This is a genomic window from Streptomyces sp. CB01373 (genome assembly GCF_002803075.1).
Lineage (GTDB): Bacteria > Actinomycetota > Actinomycetes > Streptomycetales > Streptomycetaceae > Streptomyces.
This window is the reverse complement of sequence record NZ_NNBK01000006.1, coordinates 134704-151254: the sequence shown is the minus strand read 5'-3', so window position 1 is coordinate 151254 and position 16551 is coordinate 134704. Positions and strand designations below refer to the sequence as shown.

The window sequence follows — 16551 nt, the reverse complement described above, 5'->3', positions numbered from 1 at the left end:
TGGCACCGGACCCTTCGCGGGAGAGCGGGAGTTACTTGATCTTCGTGCCGGTGGAGCGGAGGTTGCCGCAGGCCTCCACCACGCGCTGGGCCATCGACGTCTCGGCCAGCTTGCCCCAGGTGCGCGGGTCGTACGTCTTCTTGGAGCCGACCTCGCCGTCGACCTTGAGGACGCCGTCGTAGTTCTTGAACATGTGGTCGGCGACGGGACGCGTGAAGGCGTACTGGGTGTCGGTGTCGATGTTCATCTTCACCACGCCGTTCTCCAGCGCCGTGCGGATCTCCTCCTCCGTGGAGCCGGAGCCGCCGTGGAAGACGAAGTCGAACGGCTGGCTGCCGGCCGGGCGGCCGTACTTCGCCGCGACGCCCTCGTTCAGGTCCTTCAGCAGGTCGGGGCGGAGCACGACGTTGCCCGGCTTGTACACGCCGTGCACGTTGCCGAAGGAGGCGGCCAGCAGGTAGCGGCCCTTGTCGCCCAGGCCCAGGGCCTCGGCGGTGCGGATCACGTCGTCGACCGTGGTGTACAGCTTGTCGTTGATCTCGTGGGTGACGCCGTCCTCCTCGCCACCGGTCGGGGTGATCTCCACCTCGAGGATGATCCTGGCGGCGGCGGTGCGGACGAGCAGTTCCTGGGCGATGGCCAGGTTGTCGGCGAGGGTCTCCGCGGAGCCGTCCCACATGTGCGACTGGAACAGCGGGTTGCGGCCGCCCTTGACGCGCTCCTCGGAGATCGCGAGCAGTGGACGCACGTACCCGTCGAGCTTGTCCTTCGGGCAGTGGTCGGTGTGCAGCGCGATGTTGACCGGGTACTTCTCGGCGATGATGTGCGCGTACTCGGCCAGGGCGACGGCGCCGGTGACCATGTCCTTGCTGTACTGGCCGCCCAGGAACTCCGCACCACCCGTGGAGATCTGGACGATGCCGTCGCTCTCCGCCTCCGCGAAGCCGCGCAGGGCCGCGTTCAGGGTCTGGGAGGAGGTGACGTTGATGGCCGGGTAGGCGAACTTGCCTGCCTTCGCCCGGTCGAGCATCTCGTTGTAGACCTCGGGGGTTGCGATGGGCATCTGTCCGCTCCTTGTATGTGCGGGGTGCGTTCTGCGTACTTACGGCCCTGACCTAGGGAGTGACGTCATCGTCGGCCCCATCTTCGCAGACGTTGCCTGCTGTGTAGGACACCCTGCCCGACCGGTGGACGGCCGGGTCGCGCGGTGCGGACCCGGTGCCGTCCCGGTCCTGTCCTGTTCAGTCCGAACCGGTCCGGCTCAGTCCGGTCCGGCTCAGTCCAGTCCGAGGTCGTCCTTCGAGTACGCGAAGACGTACGGCACTCCGGCGCCCTCGGTGATCTTCTCGGCGGCGCCCGTGGCCCGGTCGACGATCGTCGCCACGGCGACCACCTCGGCGCCCGCCTCGCGGACCGCCTCCACGGCGGTGAGCGGGGAGCCGCCCGTGGTGGAGGTGTCCTCCACCACCAGGACGCGGCGGCCCCTGATCTCCGGGCCCTCCACGCGCCGTTGCATACCGTGCGCCTTGGCGGCCTTGCGGACCACGAAGGCGTCCAGTCTGCGACCGCGCGCGGCGGCCGCGTGCAGCATCGAGGCCGCGACGGGGTCGGCGCCCATCGTCAGGCCGCCCACCGCGTCGAAGTCGAAGTCGGCGGTCAGGTCCAGGAGCACCTGACCGACCAGCGGGGCCGCCTCGCCGTCGAGGGTGACGCGGCGCAGGTCGATGTAGTAGTCGGCCTCGAGACCGGACGACAGCGTCACCCTGCCGTGGACCACGGCCTTGTCCTTGATCTGCTGCAGCAGCTCGCCGCGAACGTCGCTCATGACAGTCAGCTTAAGCGCGGTGCCAGGTCCAGGTCGTCGAGGCCTCCAGCGGCTCCAGCGGGGTGACCAGGCGCGGAAGGGTGTTCAGGCCGTTGGGCGGGCCGGTCTGCGGTTCCACGCACACGGCGGCCTGCTGCTCGTCGTAGACGACGACCCATTCCTCACGGCTGGTCACCCTCAGCTCCAGCTGTCCGGGCCAGGTGAGCGTGACGTCGACTCCGTCGGGCATGCCGAAGCAGTCGTCCCAGGGGCCGGGCTTGGGCTCGACGCGGTGGCCGGTGGGCAGGTGGTCGTCGCCGCGTTCCTCCTGCCAGGCGGGCCGGAAGTCGACGCGGGCATCCTGGGCGCCGGGGCCCCCGAGGGTGCGGTTGAACCACGGGTGCCAGCCGATCTGTGCCGGGAAGGAGGACTCGTACGTCTCCACGGACATCGTCAGCGTCAGGGCGTCCTCGGTCAGGGTGACGGCCTGGGTGACGCGGCCGCGGTGGGGCCAGGGGTCGACGAGGTCGTACGTGATCACCGCCTCGGTGGCGGAGGTGCGGGCGGTGCGCCAGGCGCCGTCGCGGGCGGTGCCGTGGATGGCGTGCGGTGGGGAGTTGAGCGGCATCTGGTGGACGGCGGCGCCGTCCCGGAAGCGGCCGTCGCGGATCCTGCCGCACCAGGGGACCATCGGGAAGCAGCCGAAACGCTCTCCCTGGCGGAGCAGTTCGAGCCCGCCGACGCGCAGACTCCCGATGCGCCCGCCGTTGCCCGGCTGCACGACCGCTTCCGCGTCACCCGCGGTCAGCGTGATGTCTTCGTTACTCACCCCACGAGGCTACTGGCCGGATCAAGAAGGCGTTTCGCGCCGCGGGTGGCTGGATGGACAGCGGCCGGCACGGCGAGCCGAGGCACCACTCGGCGACGGCGCCTCGGGGCCCGCCCCACGACGCCCAGCGGCCAGGGCCCGGCGGAAACGGCGGGCGGCGAGCGGCGGGCGGCGGGCGCCGCCCAACGACTGCGGCTCAGGGCTCGGTCACCCGATCACCGACGCCCACGGGCGCCGTCCAACGGATCTTCGGACCGGCGGGCGAGCACGCCAGCGCCGCGAAGCCACGCGGACGCCACCCAGCGGCCCGGCCGAAGACGCGGCGCCGACGCCACGCTCAACGACGGCGCCTCAGGCCGCCCACCACGACCACCGACGCCACGACCAACCCCGCCGCAGGCCCAGCCCAACCGAACTCCGACCCGACGCACGAGCACGCCAGCGCCGCGAAGCCACGCGGACGCCACCCAGCGGCCCGGCCGAAGGCGCGACACCGAGGCCACGCTCAACGACGGCGCCTCAGGCCGCCCACCACGACCACCGACGCCACGACCAACCCCGCCGCAGGCCCAGCCCAACCGAACTCCGACCCGACGCACGAGCACGCCAGCGCCGCGAAGCCACGCGGACGCCGCCCAGCGGCCCGGCCGAAGACGCGACACCGAGGCCACGCTCAACGACGGCGCCTCAAAGCCCGGCCCACGACGATCACCGATGCCACGATCAGCGCCGCGGCGGGCGCGGCCCAGCGGAGGGTCGGGCCGGCGGACACGGTGAGCGGCGCGGGGACGGGGGCGTAGCGGCCGCGGGGCGGGGCGTGGTCCACCTCCTCGGCGCTGCGGCCGATCATCGTCCGCCGGGCGTGTGCCGCCTCGGCGGGCGGCTCGGCGGTCTCGGCGAAGTCCTCGGAGACGGGGGGCTCGTCATCCTCGTCCTCCTCGTCGGCCAACGGGTCGAGGGAGGAAGGCGGAACATCGGCGTCGAAGCGGGAACCGCGCCCGGACGGTGCTGCCGGGTGGGCCTCGCCCTCGTCCCCGAGCGGCGGCGCCGGGGCGTCGTCCGCGTCCGGTGCGGCCTCGAAGTCCCCGCTCGCCGACGGAGCGAAGTCCTCGGTCGCCTCCTCGGCCAGCCCCACGCCCCCGTCGCCCTCGGACGGCTCGGAGCCTTCCGCCTCGGACTCCTCCGGCTCCCCACCGCGATCCGAGTCGGCGGCAGCCGTTACGGGACGGTCGCCGTCGGCCGCCCGCGGGGCTTCCGGCTCTCCGACGCCCGGCCCGGCGCCGCCCGGCCCGGCGCCGCCCGAGCCGGCGTCACCCGGCCCGGCGGTGGCCGGTTCCGGCTTCTCCGGGCCCGCGCACAGGTGTTCCGTGAAGCGGGTCAGGAGGCGGGTCGTGGCGGCGTGTACGGAGTCCGGGGGCAGCTCGGTGACGCGCCCCTCGGCCGTGGCCGTGCCGTCGAAGGTGACGGTGGAGCCGCCGTCGGTGTCGCGGAGGCGGAGCGTGAGCGTGAATTTCACGGATCCGCTGCCGCGGGACTCCGTCGCGTCGCCCTCGACGGCGTAGGAACCCTCGTCGAGGGCGCGGACACGCAGCGTGCCGCGGTACGTGATGGAGTGGCCGCCGATCCGCATCTTGAGCCGGCCGGTGACGGGCTCGCCGCCCGCGTCCTGCTGGAGCCCGGGAACCGCCCGGGCAACCCGCGCCGGATCGGCGAGCGCCCTCCGCAGCAGCCGAGCCGGAACCGGAACGAACACCTCGTGCTCCATGTCAGCCGAGGGTACCCAGTGCCGCTCCCGATTACCCTCCCCTCGCCCAGAACCCGTCCCCCGCGCACCGCACACGCCGGCGGCGGGCCGGATCAGTCCGTGTACCGGGGATGGACCAGCGTCGAGGGCGCAAGGCCCGGGACGCGGGTGCGGGCCGCCGCTCGGGCGGCCGCCGTGAGCGACTCCGGCGTGAGCGTGCGGGGAGCGGGAGCCCGCGGGTCCAGACGGAGGGCGGGCGGCATACGGGACGCCAGGACGAAACCCCAGTCACGCGGGGCGCGCGAGGCCGTCCGGTCGGCACCGGTGGCGGCGCCGGCGTCACGGCCGTCCACGCGGTACGGCACCGTACGCAGCCCGGCGGCCCGGACCGTGGCCTCCACCGTCCAGAACACCCGGGTCCGGGAGGAGACCGGTCCGGCATGCACCACCAGCCGCCCGCCGGGTGCCAGGGCCCGCCGGGCCAGGCCGTAGAACTCCTGCGCGTAGAGCTTCGTACTCGCCGTGATGGCCGGATCGGGCAGGTCCTCGATCACCACGTCGTACGCCGCCGCCGGCGCCCCGCGCAGCCAGTCGAAGGCGTCCGCGATGCTCACGTGCACCCGCCGGTCGTCGAAGACGTGCTCGTCCAGCCGGGCCAGTGCAGGGTCACCGCGCGCCAGCCGTACGAGGGCCGGGTCGCGCTCGACGACGTCCACCCGCTCGACGCCGGGGTGCCGCAGCACCTCGCGCGCGGCGAGGCCGTCGCCGCCGCCGAGGATCAGCACCCGCGCGTGCGGCCCGGTCATCGCGGGGTGGACCAGCGCCTCGTGGTACCGGAGTTCGTCGCGGCCGACGACCCGCAGCCGCCCGTCGAGGTACAGGCGCAGCGGACGGCCCCGGGTGCCGCCGGTGAGGACCACCTCCTGCTCGCCGGTCCGCAGCGCCACCCGGACGTCCCCGCCGTACATCGCCTGCCGCGCGGCTCGTTCGAAGTCGCCGACCAGTGCGGTCAGCGAGGCGAGCAGGCCGAGCACGGCGAGGTTGGCGACGATCAGCAGCCAGCGGCCGCGCGGGGTCAGGTCCCGCGCGAACAGGCCGAGGACGAGCACGCCGCCCGCGACGGCGTTGACGGCGCCGGTCACCAGCGCCCCGGTCAGCTGCCCGAGCAGCGGCAGCAGGAGGAACGGGAAGGCGAGTCCTCCGACGAGCGCGCCCACGTAGTCCGCCGCGAACAGGTCGGCGACCGCGCCGCCCGCGTCCTGGCGCCGGATCCGCTGGATCAGCTCCATCAGCAGCGGCACCTCGGCCCCGATCAGCAGGCCGATGGCCAGGGAGAAGGCGACCAGCAGACAGCGCGGACCGTTGGCCCACACACCGCCCCAGCCGCCGGTCCAGGCGAACACCGCGTACAACGCCATGGCGCTGCACCCGCCGACCAGGGCGAGCGTCGCCTCGATCGCGCCGAAGGCGACGGCGGCGTGCCGGCGCAGCCGCTTCGCGGCGAGCGAGCCGATGCCCATCGCGAACACCATGACGGACAGCACGATGGACGCCTGGGTGACCGAGTCGCCGATCAGGTACGAGGCCAGCGCCACGAGTTCGAGCTCGTACACAAGACCGCAGGCCGCGCAGACGAACACCCCCGCGAGAACGAGGAACCGGCCGGTTCCCGGCCGGACGGGCAGTCGCGCGGGGCCGCCGAGGGGCGGCGCCGCGCCGGGCGGGGCCGGGGCGTGCGGTTCGATCACCCCTGTGACGTTACGTCACGGGAGCAGCACGCCTCGTCACCCACACGTGTGGAAAAGGAAGTTGACGCGCCTCGCAGGTTTACCCCCGCTCAACTCGCTCCGGCCAACGCGGAACGGCGCACCCCCACCCTCGTCCTGGTCGCCACCAACTGGCCGTCCTGCGGGTAGGCGTGCCAGGTCCGCCAATGCACCTGGCCGTCGTGCCACTGCGCCAGCATCGCGGTGAACGCGTTCGGACTGCCCGGGAAGACGCCCGCCAGACCGTGCGGATGCTCGGAGACGAGAGCCAGCAGCTCCTGGGCGCGGCCGGTGAACGAGCCCGGCGAGAGGAACTCGACGCGGGCGGCGAACTCGTACTCCCAGTCGTCTGACCGCTTGGCGACGCCGAGCGGCAGCGGGGTGCTGGAGCCCGGGATGCACGCCACGGTCTCCGAACAGCTTCCCCGCTCCTCCTCCAGGAGCACCTGGTGGGACGCGCCGAGGAGTCTCAACTGGAGTTTGGCCCCGGCCGGTTCGAGGTCGAGGGTGGCCAGTGCGGGCAACGGCTCGCGTCCCAGGGCCCAGGCGAGGTCGGCCGCACGCGTGTCGGTGTAGGAGGTGTTCAGGGTCGTGAGCATGGATCGGCTCCGCTAGCACGCAAAGAAAAAGAAGGGGAGGAACGGGCCGGCACGCCCCGGTGGACACGGGGACGACGGCCCGGTCAGCCCAGCTCGGGAGGGGGGTGTGCGGGACGTCCGAGGGGCTGCGTCGGTAGAGGCAATCACGAACTGCGGTTCCACCACAGGGTTTTTACCCAACTTCGTGCGGTTTCCATCCCTCAGAGGGCCCCACAGCTCAACTGTTCAACGCCGGCAGGTGACAGGAGTCGCGCAACGGGGCCGGTGCGCCCCCCGGAGACTGCCTCCCGACAGGCGCCGGCCCGGATGCGGTTTCCCCCGTGGAGCTCGGCTGCCCCGTGTCAGCTGCCTCCTCCGCATCCGCCGCCTCCGCACGACGACCCGCCCCCGCACGACGAGCCACCTCCGCAGGAGTGACCCCCACACGAGTGATGCCCCCCTCCCGAGTGACCCCCACCCGAGTGATGGCCGCCGCCGGACGAACAGCCACCGCCGCCGTCCGACCCGGCCCACCAGCCGGCAGCCCCGCCGCTCGCGCTCCCCCCGCCGCCCGACCCGGTGCGCCGGCCGCGGTACGACTTGACGAACCGGTCGCGGCGGGCCCTGCGGCGCCCCGCCGCCACGGCGGTCACGCACAGCACCGCGATCACCGCCAGGACGATGCCCCAGACCATGGCGTCCCCCTCCCTCCGTCCCCGGAACCCGCCGACCGCGCCCTGGACCGTTCCCCGGGACGCCCGCCGGACCTTCCCGGGGCGTTGTTGCCGAAGCGGCCCCCCGTGGGCGCCTCGCAGCGTGCCCGGGAGATGCCCGGCCGCCGGACCGGCCAAAGCACACTTGAGGAAGTCCAGAGCTTGGACGGAGGATGGCCGGCATGACCTCCAGCGCACGCCCGCTCCTCAACCGCCGGCTCGCCGAGTTCGGGACGACGATCTTCGCCGAGATGTCCGCGCTCGCCGTGCGGACCGGGTCGATCAACCTGGGGCAGGGCTTCCCCGACACCGACGGCCCCGAGGAGATCCGGGAGGCGGCCGTGCGCGCCCTGCGCGACGGGCGGGGCAACCAGTACCCGCCGGGCCCGGGCGTCCCCGAGCTGCGCACGGCGATCGCGGAGCACCAGCGGCGGCGGTACGGGCTCTCCTACGACCCGGACACCGAGGTGCTGGTCACCGCGGGCGCCACCGAGGCGATCGCGGCGGCGCTGCTCGCGCTCCTGGAGCCCGGCGACGAGGTGATCGCCCTGGAGCCGTACTACGACTCGTACGCCGCCTGCATCGCGATGGCGGGCGCGAAGCGGGTGCCGGTGACCCTCCGGCCGCACCACGGCGGGGACGCCGGATTCCGGCTCGACCTGGACGAACTGCGCGACGCGGTGACCCCGCGGACCCGGCTGCTGCTCCTGAACACCCCGCACAACCCGACCGGCACCGTCCTCACCCGCGCCGAACTGGCCGAGATCGCACGGCTCGCCGTCGAACGCGACCTGCTCGTGGTGACGGACGAGGTGTACGAGCACCTGGTGTACGACGACGCCGAGCACATCCCGCTCGCCACGTTCCCCGGCATGCGCGAGCGCACGGTCGGCATCTCGTCGAGCGGCAAGACGTTTTCGTTCACCGGCTGGAAGGTCGGCTGGGTCACCGCCGCCGCTCCCCTGGTCACGGCGGTCCGTTCGGCCAAGCAGTTCCTCACCTATGTGAGCGCCGGGCCGTTCCAGTACGCGATCGCCGAGGCCCTCGCTCTCCCCGACAGCCACTTCACCGGCTTCCGCGACGACCTGCGCGCCAAGCGCGACCTGCTCGCCTCCGGCCTGGCCGACGCGGGCTTCGAGGTCTTCCGCCCCCGGGGCACGTACTTCATCACCACCGACATCGCCCGGCTCGGCGAGAAGGACGGCATCGCCTTCTGCCGCGCCCTGCCCGAGCGCTGCGGCGTGGTCGCCATCCCCAACGCGGTCTTCTACGACGACCGGGAGGCGGGCCGCACCCAGGTCCGCTTCGCCTTCTGCAAACGGACGAACGTCCTGGACGAGGCCGTGTCCCGCCTCGGGAGCCTGTGAGCCGGGGTACTTCCGCCGCTACGGCGAAGAGCCCGGTCCCGGGTACGCGGCCAGTGCAGGCTCGCGTCCCGGGCCGGGCTCTCGCTCGGCTACGGCACGTGTCCGCGCGCGCTCACGCGGACACCGCTGTGTGTGACGGCCGTGGGACTACTTCTCGTCGTCCTCGGGCTTGTCCGCCTCGTCGGCGTTCTGGTCGGCGGGCTGGTCCGCCGCGTTGACGTCCTCCTCGAGGCCGAGCTGCTCGACGAGCCACCGGTCGAACTCGATGGCGGCCCGCACCCAGCTGACCGTCGAGGAGACGAAGTGCTCCAGGCTCACGCCCATGCCGATCAGCATCTGCGCCTCGCCGATGAGGCGGACGGTGCCGTCGTCGTGGGTGTGGGTGTACACCTTGGGCCACAGGGTCCGACGGTTCCAGTCGTCGATGGACTCCAGCAGCTGCGGCTTCTCGTCGATCTTGTGGGGCCGGTCGTAGAACGTCCGCACCGAGAAGACCTGCTGGTCCGCCTCGCCGCGGAACATGAAGTACGTACGGAACTGCTCCCACGGCGCCGCGAGGTCGCCCTCGTCGTCGACGACGTACTTGAGCTCCATCTGGTCCAGGAGCTGCTTCACGAGGTCCTGATCCGGGACGACGGGGCCCGCCGGTCCCTGGGGCTGCGGCTCGGGCTGGCCCCCGAAGTTCGGAATCGAGGACGGGTCGATGCTCACCGTGTTTTTCCCTTCGTACGGATCTCGCCATCCTCCCTCATCCGGGGAGGGGGGTGGCAAGCCCTCCGGGAGGCTGTCAGCCCTGGGCTGACATGATCCGGCCGTCAGGTGGACGTCCGGCGAACGGAGGGGGAGGCCATGACGGCCCTGTCGGCCTCCGAGTACCCACTGAGCGGAGGACCCACGGAACTTCCCGCGCCGGCCCGGACACGGTTCCGGGCCTTCACGGTGTGACGCGGTCCGCCACCCGCCGTGGCGGCGGACCGCGCCGGGGCTACAGCGTCTTGCCGGTCGTCGGTCCCACCAGCAGGCCCTCGCCGAAACGGTCCACGCGGACCGTGTCGCCGTCCTTGATCTCGCCGGAGAGGATCTCCTTGGCGAGGCGGTCGCCGATGGCGGTCTGCACCAGGCGGCGCAGCGGGCGGGCACCGTAGGCCGGGTCCATGCCCTCCTCGGCGAGCCAGGCCAGGGCGTCGGGGGTGACGTCCAGGGTCAGGCGGCGCTCCAACAGGCGGCGGGCGAGCCGGTCGATCTGGAGTCCGGCGATCCGGCTCAGTTCCTCCTTCGACAGCGCCGAGAAGACCACCAGGTCGTCCAGGCGGTTGAGGAACTCCGGCTTGAAGGAGATGCGGACCGTCTCCAGGACCTGCTCCTTCTTCTCCTCCTCGCTCGTCAGCGGGTCGACCAGGTACTGGCTGCCCAGGTTCGAGGTCAGCACCAGGATGGTGTTGCGGAAGTCGACCGTGCGGCCCTGGCCGTCCGTGAGGCGGCCGTCGTCCAGCACCTGCAGCAGGATGTCGAAGACCTCCGGGTGGGCCTTCTCCACCTCGTCGAGCAGCACCACGCTGTACGGGCGGCGGCGCACCGCCTCGGTGAGCTGGCCGCCCTCCTCGTAGCCGACGTAGCCGGGCGGGGCGCCGACCAGCCGGGCCACGCTGTGCTTCTCGCCGTACTCCGACATGTCGATGCGGACCATGGCCCGCTCGTCGTCGAAGAGGAAGTCGGCGAGCGCCTTGGCCAGTTCGGTCTTGCCGACGCCGGTCGGGCCGAGGAAGAGGAACGAGCCCGTCGGCCGGTCCGGGTCCGCGATGCCGGCCCGGCTGCGGCGTACGGCGTCGGAGACGGCGCGCACGGCCTCGGACTGGCCGATGAGCCGCCGGCCGATCTCCTCCTCCATGCGCAGCAGCTTCTGCGTCTCGCCCTCCAGCAGGCGGCCGGCCGGGATCCCGGTCCAGGAGGCGACCACGTCGGCGATGTCGTCGGGGCCGACCTCCTCCTTGACCATGGTGTCCTTGGAGGCCTCCTCCTCGGCCTGCGAGGCGGCCTCCAACTCCTTCTCCAGGTCCGGGATCTCGCCGTACAGCAGCTTGGAGGCGGTGTCGAAGTCGCCGTCGCGCTGGGCGCGTTCGGCCTGGCCGCGCAGGTCGTCCAGCCGTTCCTTCAGCTCACCGACCCGGTTGAGGGCCTGCTTCTCCTTCTCCCAGCGGGCCGTCAGGCCGCGCAGCTCCTCCTCCTTGTCGGCGAGGTCGCGGCGCAGCTTCTCCAGCCGCTCGCGCGAGGCCGCGTCGGTCTCCTTGTCGAGCGCCAGCTCCTCCATGCGCAACCGGTCGACACCGCGCTGGAGTTCGTCGATCTCCACCGGGGAGGAGTCGATCTCCATGCGCAGCCGGGAGGCGGCCTCGTCGACGAGGTCGATCGCCTTGTCGGGCAGGAACCGGGAGGTGATGTACCGGTCGGACAGGGTCGCGGCGGCCACCAGCGCGGAGTCGTTGATCTGCACCTTGTGGTGGGCCTCGTAGCGGCCCTTGAGCCCGCGCAGGATGGCGATGGAGTCCTCCACGCTGGGCTCGGCGACCAGCACCTGCTGGAAGCGCCGCTCCAGCGCCGGGTCCTTCTCGATCCGCTCCCGGTACTCGTCGAGCGTCGTGGCGCCGACCATGCGCAGCTCGCCGCGGGCCAGCATGGGCTTGAGCATGTTGCCGGCGTCCATCGCGGAGTCGCCGCCGGCGCCCGTGCCGACGACGGTGTGCAGCTCGTCGATGAAGGTGATGATCCGGCCGTCGGAGTTCTTGATCTCCGCCAGGACGGTCTTGAGCCGCTCCTCGAACTCGCCGCGGTACTTCGCGCCCGCGACCATCGCCCCGAGGTCCAGCGCCACCAGCCGCTTGTCCTTCAGGGACTCAGGCACGTCGCCCTTGACGATCCGCTGGGCGAGCCCCTCGACGACGGCGGTCTTGCCGACGCCGGGCTCACCGATGAGGACCGGGTTGTTCTTGGTGCGGCGCGACAGCACCTGCACGACGCGGCGGATCTCCTGGTCCCGGCCGATCACCGGGTCGAGGCGGCCCTCGCGCGCCGCGGCGGTGAAGTCCGTGCCGAACTTCTCCAGGGCCTTGTACTGGCCCTCGGGGTCGGGTGTGGTCACCCGGCGTCCTCCCCTCGCCTTCGAGAAGGCGTCTTGCAGTTTCCTGGCGCTCGCGCCCTGTCCGGAGAGCACCTCGCCGGCCGCGCCGCCCTTCGCGGCGGTGCCGATCAGCAGGTGCTCGGTGGACAGGTACTCGTCCCCGAGGTCGGCCGCCCTGCTCTGCGCGTCCGCGATCACGGCGAGCAGCTCGCGGTTGGGCTGCGGCGGCGCGACCGTGGAGCCGGTCACGCTGGGCAGGGACGCGAGCACGCGCTCCGCGCCGGAGCGGATGGAGGCCTGGTCGGCCTCGACGGCCGACAGCAGGTCGATGATGTTCTCGTTCTCCTGCCCCTCGAGCAGCGCGAGGAGCAGGTGGGCGGGGGTCAGGTCGGGGTGCCCCTCCCGTACGGCCCGGTTGCCGGCCGCGTTGATCGCGTCACGGCTCCTGTTGGTCAGCTCGGCGTCCACGGTCGCTTCTCTCCTCCTTGACGAGCGCTCTCTGCCACATCTCCCAGTGCTGACTCAATCAGCGTACACAAACTTGAGTCTATTCCACTCAAGGTGACGCCGGGAGCTTTCCCGGGACAGGAAGAGGGAGGAAGAGGCGCCCGCAGGGCAGGCGGAGGCGGAGACGGAGCGGCGATCCGTGGAGCGATGGCTATTTTCGGCCAGCGATCGAATCCGCTGATACCCGGAGGTTTCCGGGAAAACAACAGCGGCGTCACCGTGTTCAGGTCACGGTGACGCCGCTGCGGGGGGAAGCACCTGAGCGATCTGTTACGACGGGGGAATCGCGTCAGGCACTGCGGGGGGTGGCGGAGATGGCTCTGAGGACCGAGGGCGGTGCCGGCACCTGACGGTGGTCCCTCTGGTCCAGGTTGACGAAGATCATTCCGTAACGGACGGCACACCGTACGGGCTGCGGCGCCCCCCGAGGCCGCCGCAGACACCGGTACGCCCGTACGTCACCGTCGTCGTCCCTCGTCACGACGACCGGTTCACCGAAGACGGTCACCATCAGCGAGTCACCGCTGTGGGGGATGGCGGTGACCAGGTCGATGAAGTGCCAACCGGAGCGGTAGGCCGTGGCCATCTCGCGGCGGAAGGACCGGTCGTCGGGTGGAGTGGTCACATCAGCTCTCCAGAATCAACTGCCGCCGGAGAGCCCGGCCAGTGCGAGTCGGCAGGACCCGCGATCACGACTGCCGGCCAGTGGCTGTCCGCCCGATCGTCGCTCTTCGCACCGGAGTGACCACCCATCGCCCCGAAGACCGCAACGGCGGAGAAGGCGGCCACAAGCACCGAGCGAAGCATTCTCTTACGCATAGTCGGCTTCGTCCTCACTTGAAAGTCTCCTTTTCCCCCGTCGGATAAGACGATGGCTCATTCCAGCACGTCATGGCCACAGGATCGATGCATCATGTTCCTGCATGTTCAGGACCCTGGGGGGTGGAGATTTCGTGGCAAATCAGACTAAGGCGACGCATCCCCATGCGGTGACCGAACTTTGTGAGGAAGGTGGCCGACTTTACGCGAACGCCCTCCGCCTGGGGAGGATCCGCCGGGCGGATGCCGAAAGCGCCCCCTGCCTCGTGGAGTTCGACCTTCTCCACCCGGATCCGGACGACACGGACTGGCTGTGCCCGGTACACCCGTCGGTCGCGCTGGCCGAGCGGCTCCATCCGATCGAGCGGGAGATCACGGACCGCCGACGGCTGTCCATCCAACTAGCGGAGCTCTTTGAGCCGTTCCTCGCGCTCAGCGCGCAGTCGGCGACGACCGACCACTCCATCACGGTGCTGGAGGGAGGCGCGCGGATCAACGCCGCGCTCAACGCGGCCACGGCCCAGTGCCACACCGAGATGCTCACCATCCAGCCGAGCGACGACCGCTTCTCCGAGCGCAGCCTCACCCAGGGCCTCGAGCGGGACCGGCCTCTGATCGAGCGCGGCGTGCGCATCCGGACCCTCTATCAGCACACCGCGCGCTACAGCCCCGAGAAGCTGGCCTACGTGGACCAGTTGTCGACGGGGAAGGCCGAGTACCGCACCATCGACGAGGTGGTGGAACGGCTCATCGTGTGCGACGAGACCGTCGCCTTCATCCCCGCCCGCGACGATCAGCAAGTCGCTCTGGAACTCCGCCACCCGGGCCTCGTCCGTTACCTCATCAGAGTCTTCGAGTTCATGTGGGGCCGCTCGGTCCCCCTGAGCGCGGGCGCCCCCTACGAGACCGCGCCCGGCGGCATCAACGACATCCAGCACTCCATAGCCAAGCTCCTCATCGAGGGCCACGTCGACGAGGCCATAGCCCGCCGCCTCGGAATGAACGTCCGTACCTGCCGGGCCCACATCGCCAAGCTCGCCGCCATCCTCGGCAGCGGCAGCCGCGCACAACTCGGTTATCTCATTGCCCAGTCGGGGATTCTGCAGCAGAAACACTGAAGCCACAGGGAGGACCGGGTGGGCCCGACACGTCATCCGGAGCACGGCCCGGAGGACCTGTGCCCAGCGGGCACGGAGTTGTACGAACGCGCCCTGCGGAGCGGATGGGTACGTGCGGGGGAGGCGGACGGAGCCCCCTGTCTCATCGACTTCGGTCTGCTGCACCCGGCGGTCGAGGATCTCGACCGGCTGGAGCCCGTGGCGCCCGCCACCGCCCTCCACCGACTACTGCGCGCCGCCGAGGAGCGCATCGCGGAGGAGCGACGGCGTGAGGATCGGCTGGCCCGGACCTTCGAGCCGCTGATGCGCATCGACGGCCGGCGCACCGGGAAGCCGGACACCTCGGCGCTCGTGATCCTCAGCGGTACACCGCGGATCAACCAGGCCATCACCGAGGCCATGGCCGAAGCGAGCGAGGAAGTCCTGTGCGTACAGCCGCACTCCGGCCTCCTCGGCCCAAGGGGCGAGGAGGCACATGGAGTGGCGCTGGACCGCGATCAAGCGCTGCTGGACCGCGGCGGGCGTATTCGCACCCTCTACCAGCACACTCTGCGCCATGTCCCCGCGATACCCGCCTACCACGAGAAACTCACCGGTGATGTCGAAGCCCGCTCCCTCGACGAAGTCACCGACCGGCTCATCGTCGTCGACCGCAGCGTCGCCTTCGTCCCCGCCAACGCGGACGGCACTCTCGCTCTCGCGGTCCGCCACCCTGCCCTGGTCGGCTACTTCGCCACCGCCTTCGACCGTTTCTGGCGCCTGGCCACGCCCATGTACCCGCTGATCGTCCATCAACCGTCCGCCGGAGGCGTCACCCGCCGCCAGCGCGCCATCGCCGCCCTCCTCGTCGAGGGGCACACCGACGCCGTCATCGCCGACCGCCTCGGCATGAACGTACGCACCGCCCGTGAGCACATCGCCAAGCTCGCCGCCACCCTCGGCAGCGGCAGCCGCGCCCAGTTGGGCTACCTCATCGGACGGTCGGGACTTCTGGACCCGGAACCGTGAACGGGCCCACGCCCGCGGCGCGCGGCGGCCCGTCGAGCCCCGCCTGGGCGATCCGCACGCCCAACTGCGTACGGCTGGCCGCGCCCAGCGTCTCGGACAGCCGGGCGATGTGGGCCCGGCAGGTGCGGACGCTGATGCCCAGCCGCTCGGCGATCACCGCGTCCTGGTGGCCCTCGGCCAGCAGCGCCGCGATGGACTGCTCGCGGTGGGAGATGCCCTCGATGCCCGTGTCGGGCAGCGGCGCGGTCAGCGGGATCGCCAGCCGCCAGAGCCGCTCGAAGACCGTCCCCAGGTACTCCACCAGCGCGGGATGGCGCAGTTCCAGCGCCATCGTGCAGTCGGCGTTGGCGGGCACGAAGGCGACCGTGCGGTCGAAGAGGATCAGCCGGTCGATCACCTCGTCCAGCGTGCGCGCCTCGACCGCGTCCCCCAGCAGTTCCAGGTAGTTGAGCAGCCCCTGGCCGTGCCGGGCCACATGGGTGTACAGGTCCCGCATGCGCACCCCGCGCCCGCGCAGCGCCAGCGCCCGGTGCAGCCCCTCGGACAGTTCGTGCTCGCGGCGGATGCCGCCCGGCTGGACGGTGAGCACCTCGGTGGTGCACGCCTCGGTCGCCTCGTCCATGGCCGCCTGGATGCGGGACAGGCCGTCCAGGACCCGGATCGCCGTGCCCTCCATGGCCGCGGAGGGCACCCGTGCCTGGCGGCCGAGCCCGCCGTACCGCTCGACGGCGGCCACCACCGAGCTCACCCGCCGGTGGCTCTCACTGACCTCGTCGTACATCCCACGCAGCAGCCGGGTCATGACCTCCTGCGGCGCGGTCGGCACCAGGAAGCCCATGTCGTCGGGGTCAGGGTGCAGCAGGGCGAGTTCGAGCAGGCAGGGCACCGGCTCTGCGATCCGGCGCGGCACCCGACCCCGTCGTACGGCCCGGGCGTACACGTGCTCTCCGGCCTCGCACAGTCGGTCGGCACCGTGTGGATGCTCCGCCGTCCCGTGCCCGGTCATGCCCCATCACACCCCCGGTCTCCGCGTCTTCCGCAGCGCAACTATGCGCGGAGCGGACCGGCTGTGCAACACGGCTCCTGTCGGCGCGATCCTCGAAAACCAGCGGTTTCGACCGGTGTGTACGGGCCGGTGTCCGGCGGATCGCGGCGTGATCGCGCCTGCTGTCGGACCCGAACG

13 protein-coding genes are annotated in these 16551 nt (G+C 71.6%); 3 read left to right on the top strand and 10 right to left on the bottom strand.

The window, feature by feature from the left end:
- Positions 1-31: 31 nt before the first annotated feature.
- From fbaA to CG719_RS11160, 6 genes are all read right to left on the bottom strand, one after another.
- Complete coding sequence (gene fbaA, locus CG719_RS11185; RefSeq protein ID WP_100568411.1) at positions 32-1063, bottom strand: class II fructose-bisphosphate aldolase; 1032 nt, start codon at positions 1061-1063, stop codon at positions 32-34.
- A gap of 213 nt (positions 1064-1276) precedes the next feature.
- Complete coding sequence (gene pyrE / locus CG719_RS11180; RefSeq protein ID WP_100568410.1) at positions 1277-1825, bottom strand: orotate phosphoribosyltransferase; 549 nt, start codon at positions 1823-1825, stop codon at positions 1277-1279.
- Positions 1826-1835: 10 nt separating this feature from the next.
- Positions 1836-2633, bottom strand: a complete 798-nt coding sequence (locus CG719_RS11175) for an aldose epimerase family protein (protein WP_100568409.1) — start codon at positions 2631-2633, stop codon at positions 1836-1838.
- A 673-nt stretch (positions 2634-3306) separates the two neighbouring features.
- A complete protein-coding gene (locus CG719_RS11170) occupies positions 3307-4398 on the bottom strand; it encodes an SRPBCC family protein (RefSeq protein WP_100568408.1) in 1092 nt (363 codons plus the stop codon).
- Between the two features lie 92 nt (positions 4399-4490).
- Positions 4491-6125 (bottom strand): polyamine aminopropyltransferase, encoded by a 1635-nt coding sequence (locus CG719_RS11165; RefSeq protein ID WP_100568407.1) that lies wholly within the window; start codon positions 6123-6125, stop codon positions 4491-4493.
- A gap of 89 nt (positions 6126-6214) precedes the next feature.
- Positions 6215-6742 (bottom strand): DUF2617 family protein, encoded by a 528-nt coding sequence (locus CG719_RS11160; RefSeq protein ID WP_100568406.1) that lies wholly within the window; start codon positions 6740-6742, stop codon positions 6215-6217.
- An 865-nt stretch (positions 6743-7607) separates the two neighbouring features.
- Here CG719_RS11160 and CG719_RS11150 point away from each other — a divergent pair.
- The gene (locus CG719_RS11150; protein WP_100568404.1) at positions 7608-8801 is read left to right on the top strand and encodes a pyridoxal phosphate-dependent aminotransferase; all 1194 of its coding nucleotides are present in this window, start codon (positions 7608-7610) and stop codon (positions 8799-8801) included.
- 147 nt (positions 8802-8948) lie between these two features.
- Here CG719_RS11150 and CG719_RS11145 read toward each other — a convergent pair whose 3' ends face one another.
- The 3 genes from CG719_RS11145 to CG719_RS11135 form a co-directional block, all read right to left on the bottom strand.
- Positions 8949-9512 carry a YbjN domain-containing protein gene (locus tag CG719_RS11145; protein ID WP_100568403.1) on the bottom strand — a complete coding sequence of 188 codons (564 nt, stop codon included), beginning with the start codon at positions 9510-9512 and terminating at the stop codon, positions 8949-8951.
- Positions 9513-9786: 274 nt separating this feature from the next.
- Positions 9787-12384 (bottom strand): ATP-dependent chaperone ClpB, encoded by a 2598-nt coding sequence (gene clpB / locus CG719_RS11140; RefSeq protein ID WP_100568402.1) that lies wholly within the window; start codon positions 12382-12384, stop codon positions 9787-9789.
- A 328-nt stretch (positions 12385-12712) separates the two neighbouring features.
- Positions 12713-13048, bottom strand: coding sequence for a hypothetical protein (locus CG719_RS11135; protein WP_100568401.1), 336 nt, complete (start codon positions 13046-13048; stop codon positions 12713-12715).
- A gap of 298 nt (positions 13049-13346) precedes the next feature.
- Between CG719_RS11135 and CG719_RS11125 the strand changes: the two genes are divergently transcribed.
- On the top strand, positions 13347-14360 hold the full coding sequence (locus tag CG719_RS11125; RefSeq protein ID WP_100568399.1) for a helix-turn-helix transcriptional regulator: 1014 nt from the start codon (positions 13347-13349) through the stop codon (positions 14358-14360).
- 18 nt (positions 14361-14378) lie between these two features.
- Positions 14379-15368, top strand: a complete 990-nt coding sequence (locus tag CG719_RS11120; protein ID WP_100568398.1) for a LuxR family transcriptional regulator — start codon at positions 14379-14381, stop codon at positions 15366-15368.
- Here the strand turns inward: CG719_RS11120 and CG719_RS11115 are convergent.
- Complete coding sequence (locus tag CG719_RS11115) at positions 15331-16374, bottom strand: helix-turn-helix transcriptional regulator (RefSeq protein WP_100568397.1); 1044 nt, start codon at positions 16372-16374, stop codon at positions 15331-15333. The two genes, CG719_RS11120 and CG719_RS11115, sit on opposite strands and share 38 nt — an antisense overlap.
- Positions 16375-16551 lie beyond the last annotated feature (177 nt).

Coding starts and splice junctions, on each gene's coding strand:
- CG719_RS11125 (WP_100568399.1), top strand. CDS start 13,347: ATGTTCAGGACCCTGGGGGGTGGAGATTTCGTGGCAAATCAGACTAAG.
- pyrE (WP_100568410.1), bottom strand. CDS start 1,825: ATGAGCGACGTTCGCGGCGAGCTGCTGCAGCAGATCAAGGACAAGGCC.
- fbaA (WP_100568411.1), bottom strand. CDS start 1,063: ATGCCCATCGCAACCCCCGAGGTCTACAACGAGATGCTCGACCGGGCG.
- CG719_RS11160 (WP_100568406.1), bottom strand. CDS start 6,742: ATGCTCACGACCCTGAACACCTCCTACACCGACACGCGTGCGGCCGAC.
- CG719_RS11115 (WP_100568397.1), bottom strand. CDS start 16,374: ATGACCGGGCACGGGACGGCGGAGCATCCACACGGTGCCGACCGACTG.
- CG719_RS11150 (WP_100568404.1), top strand. CDS start 7,608: ATGGCCGGCATGACCTCCAGCGCACGCCCGCTCCTCAACCGCCGGCTC.
- CG719_RS11170 (WP_100568408.1), bottom strand. CDS start 4,398: ATGGAGCACGAGGTGTTCGTTCCGGTTCCGGCTCGGCTGCTGCGGAGG.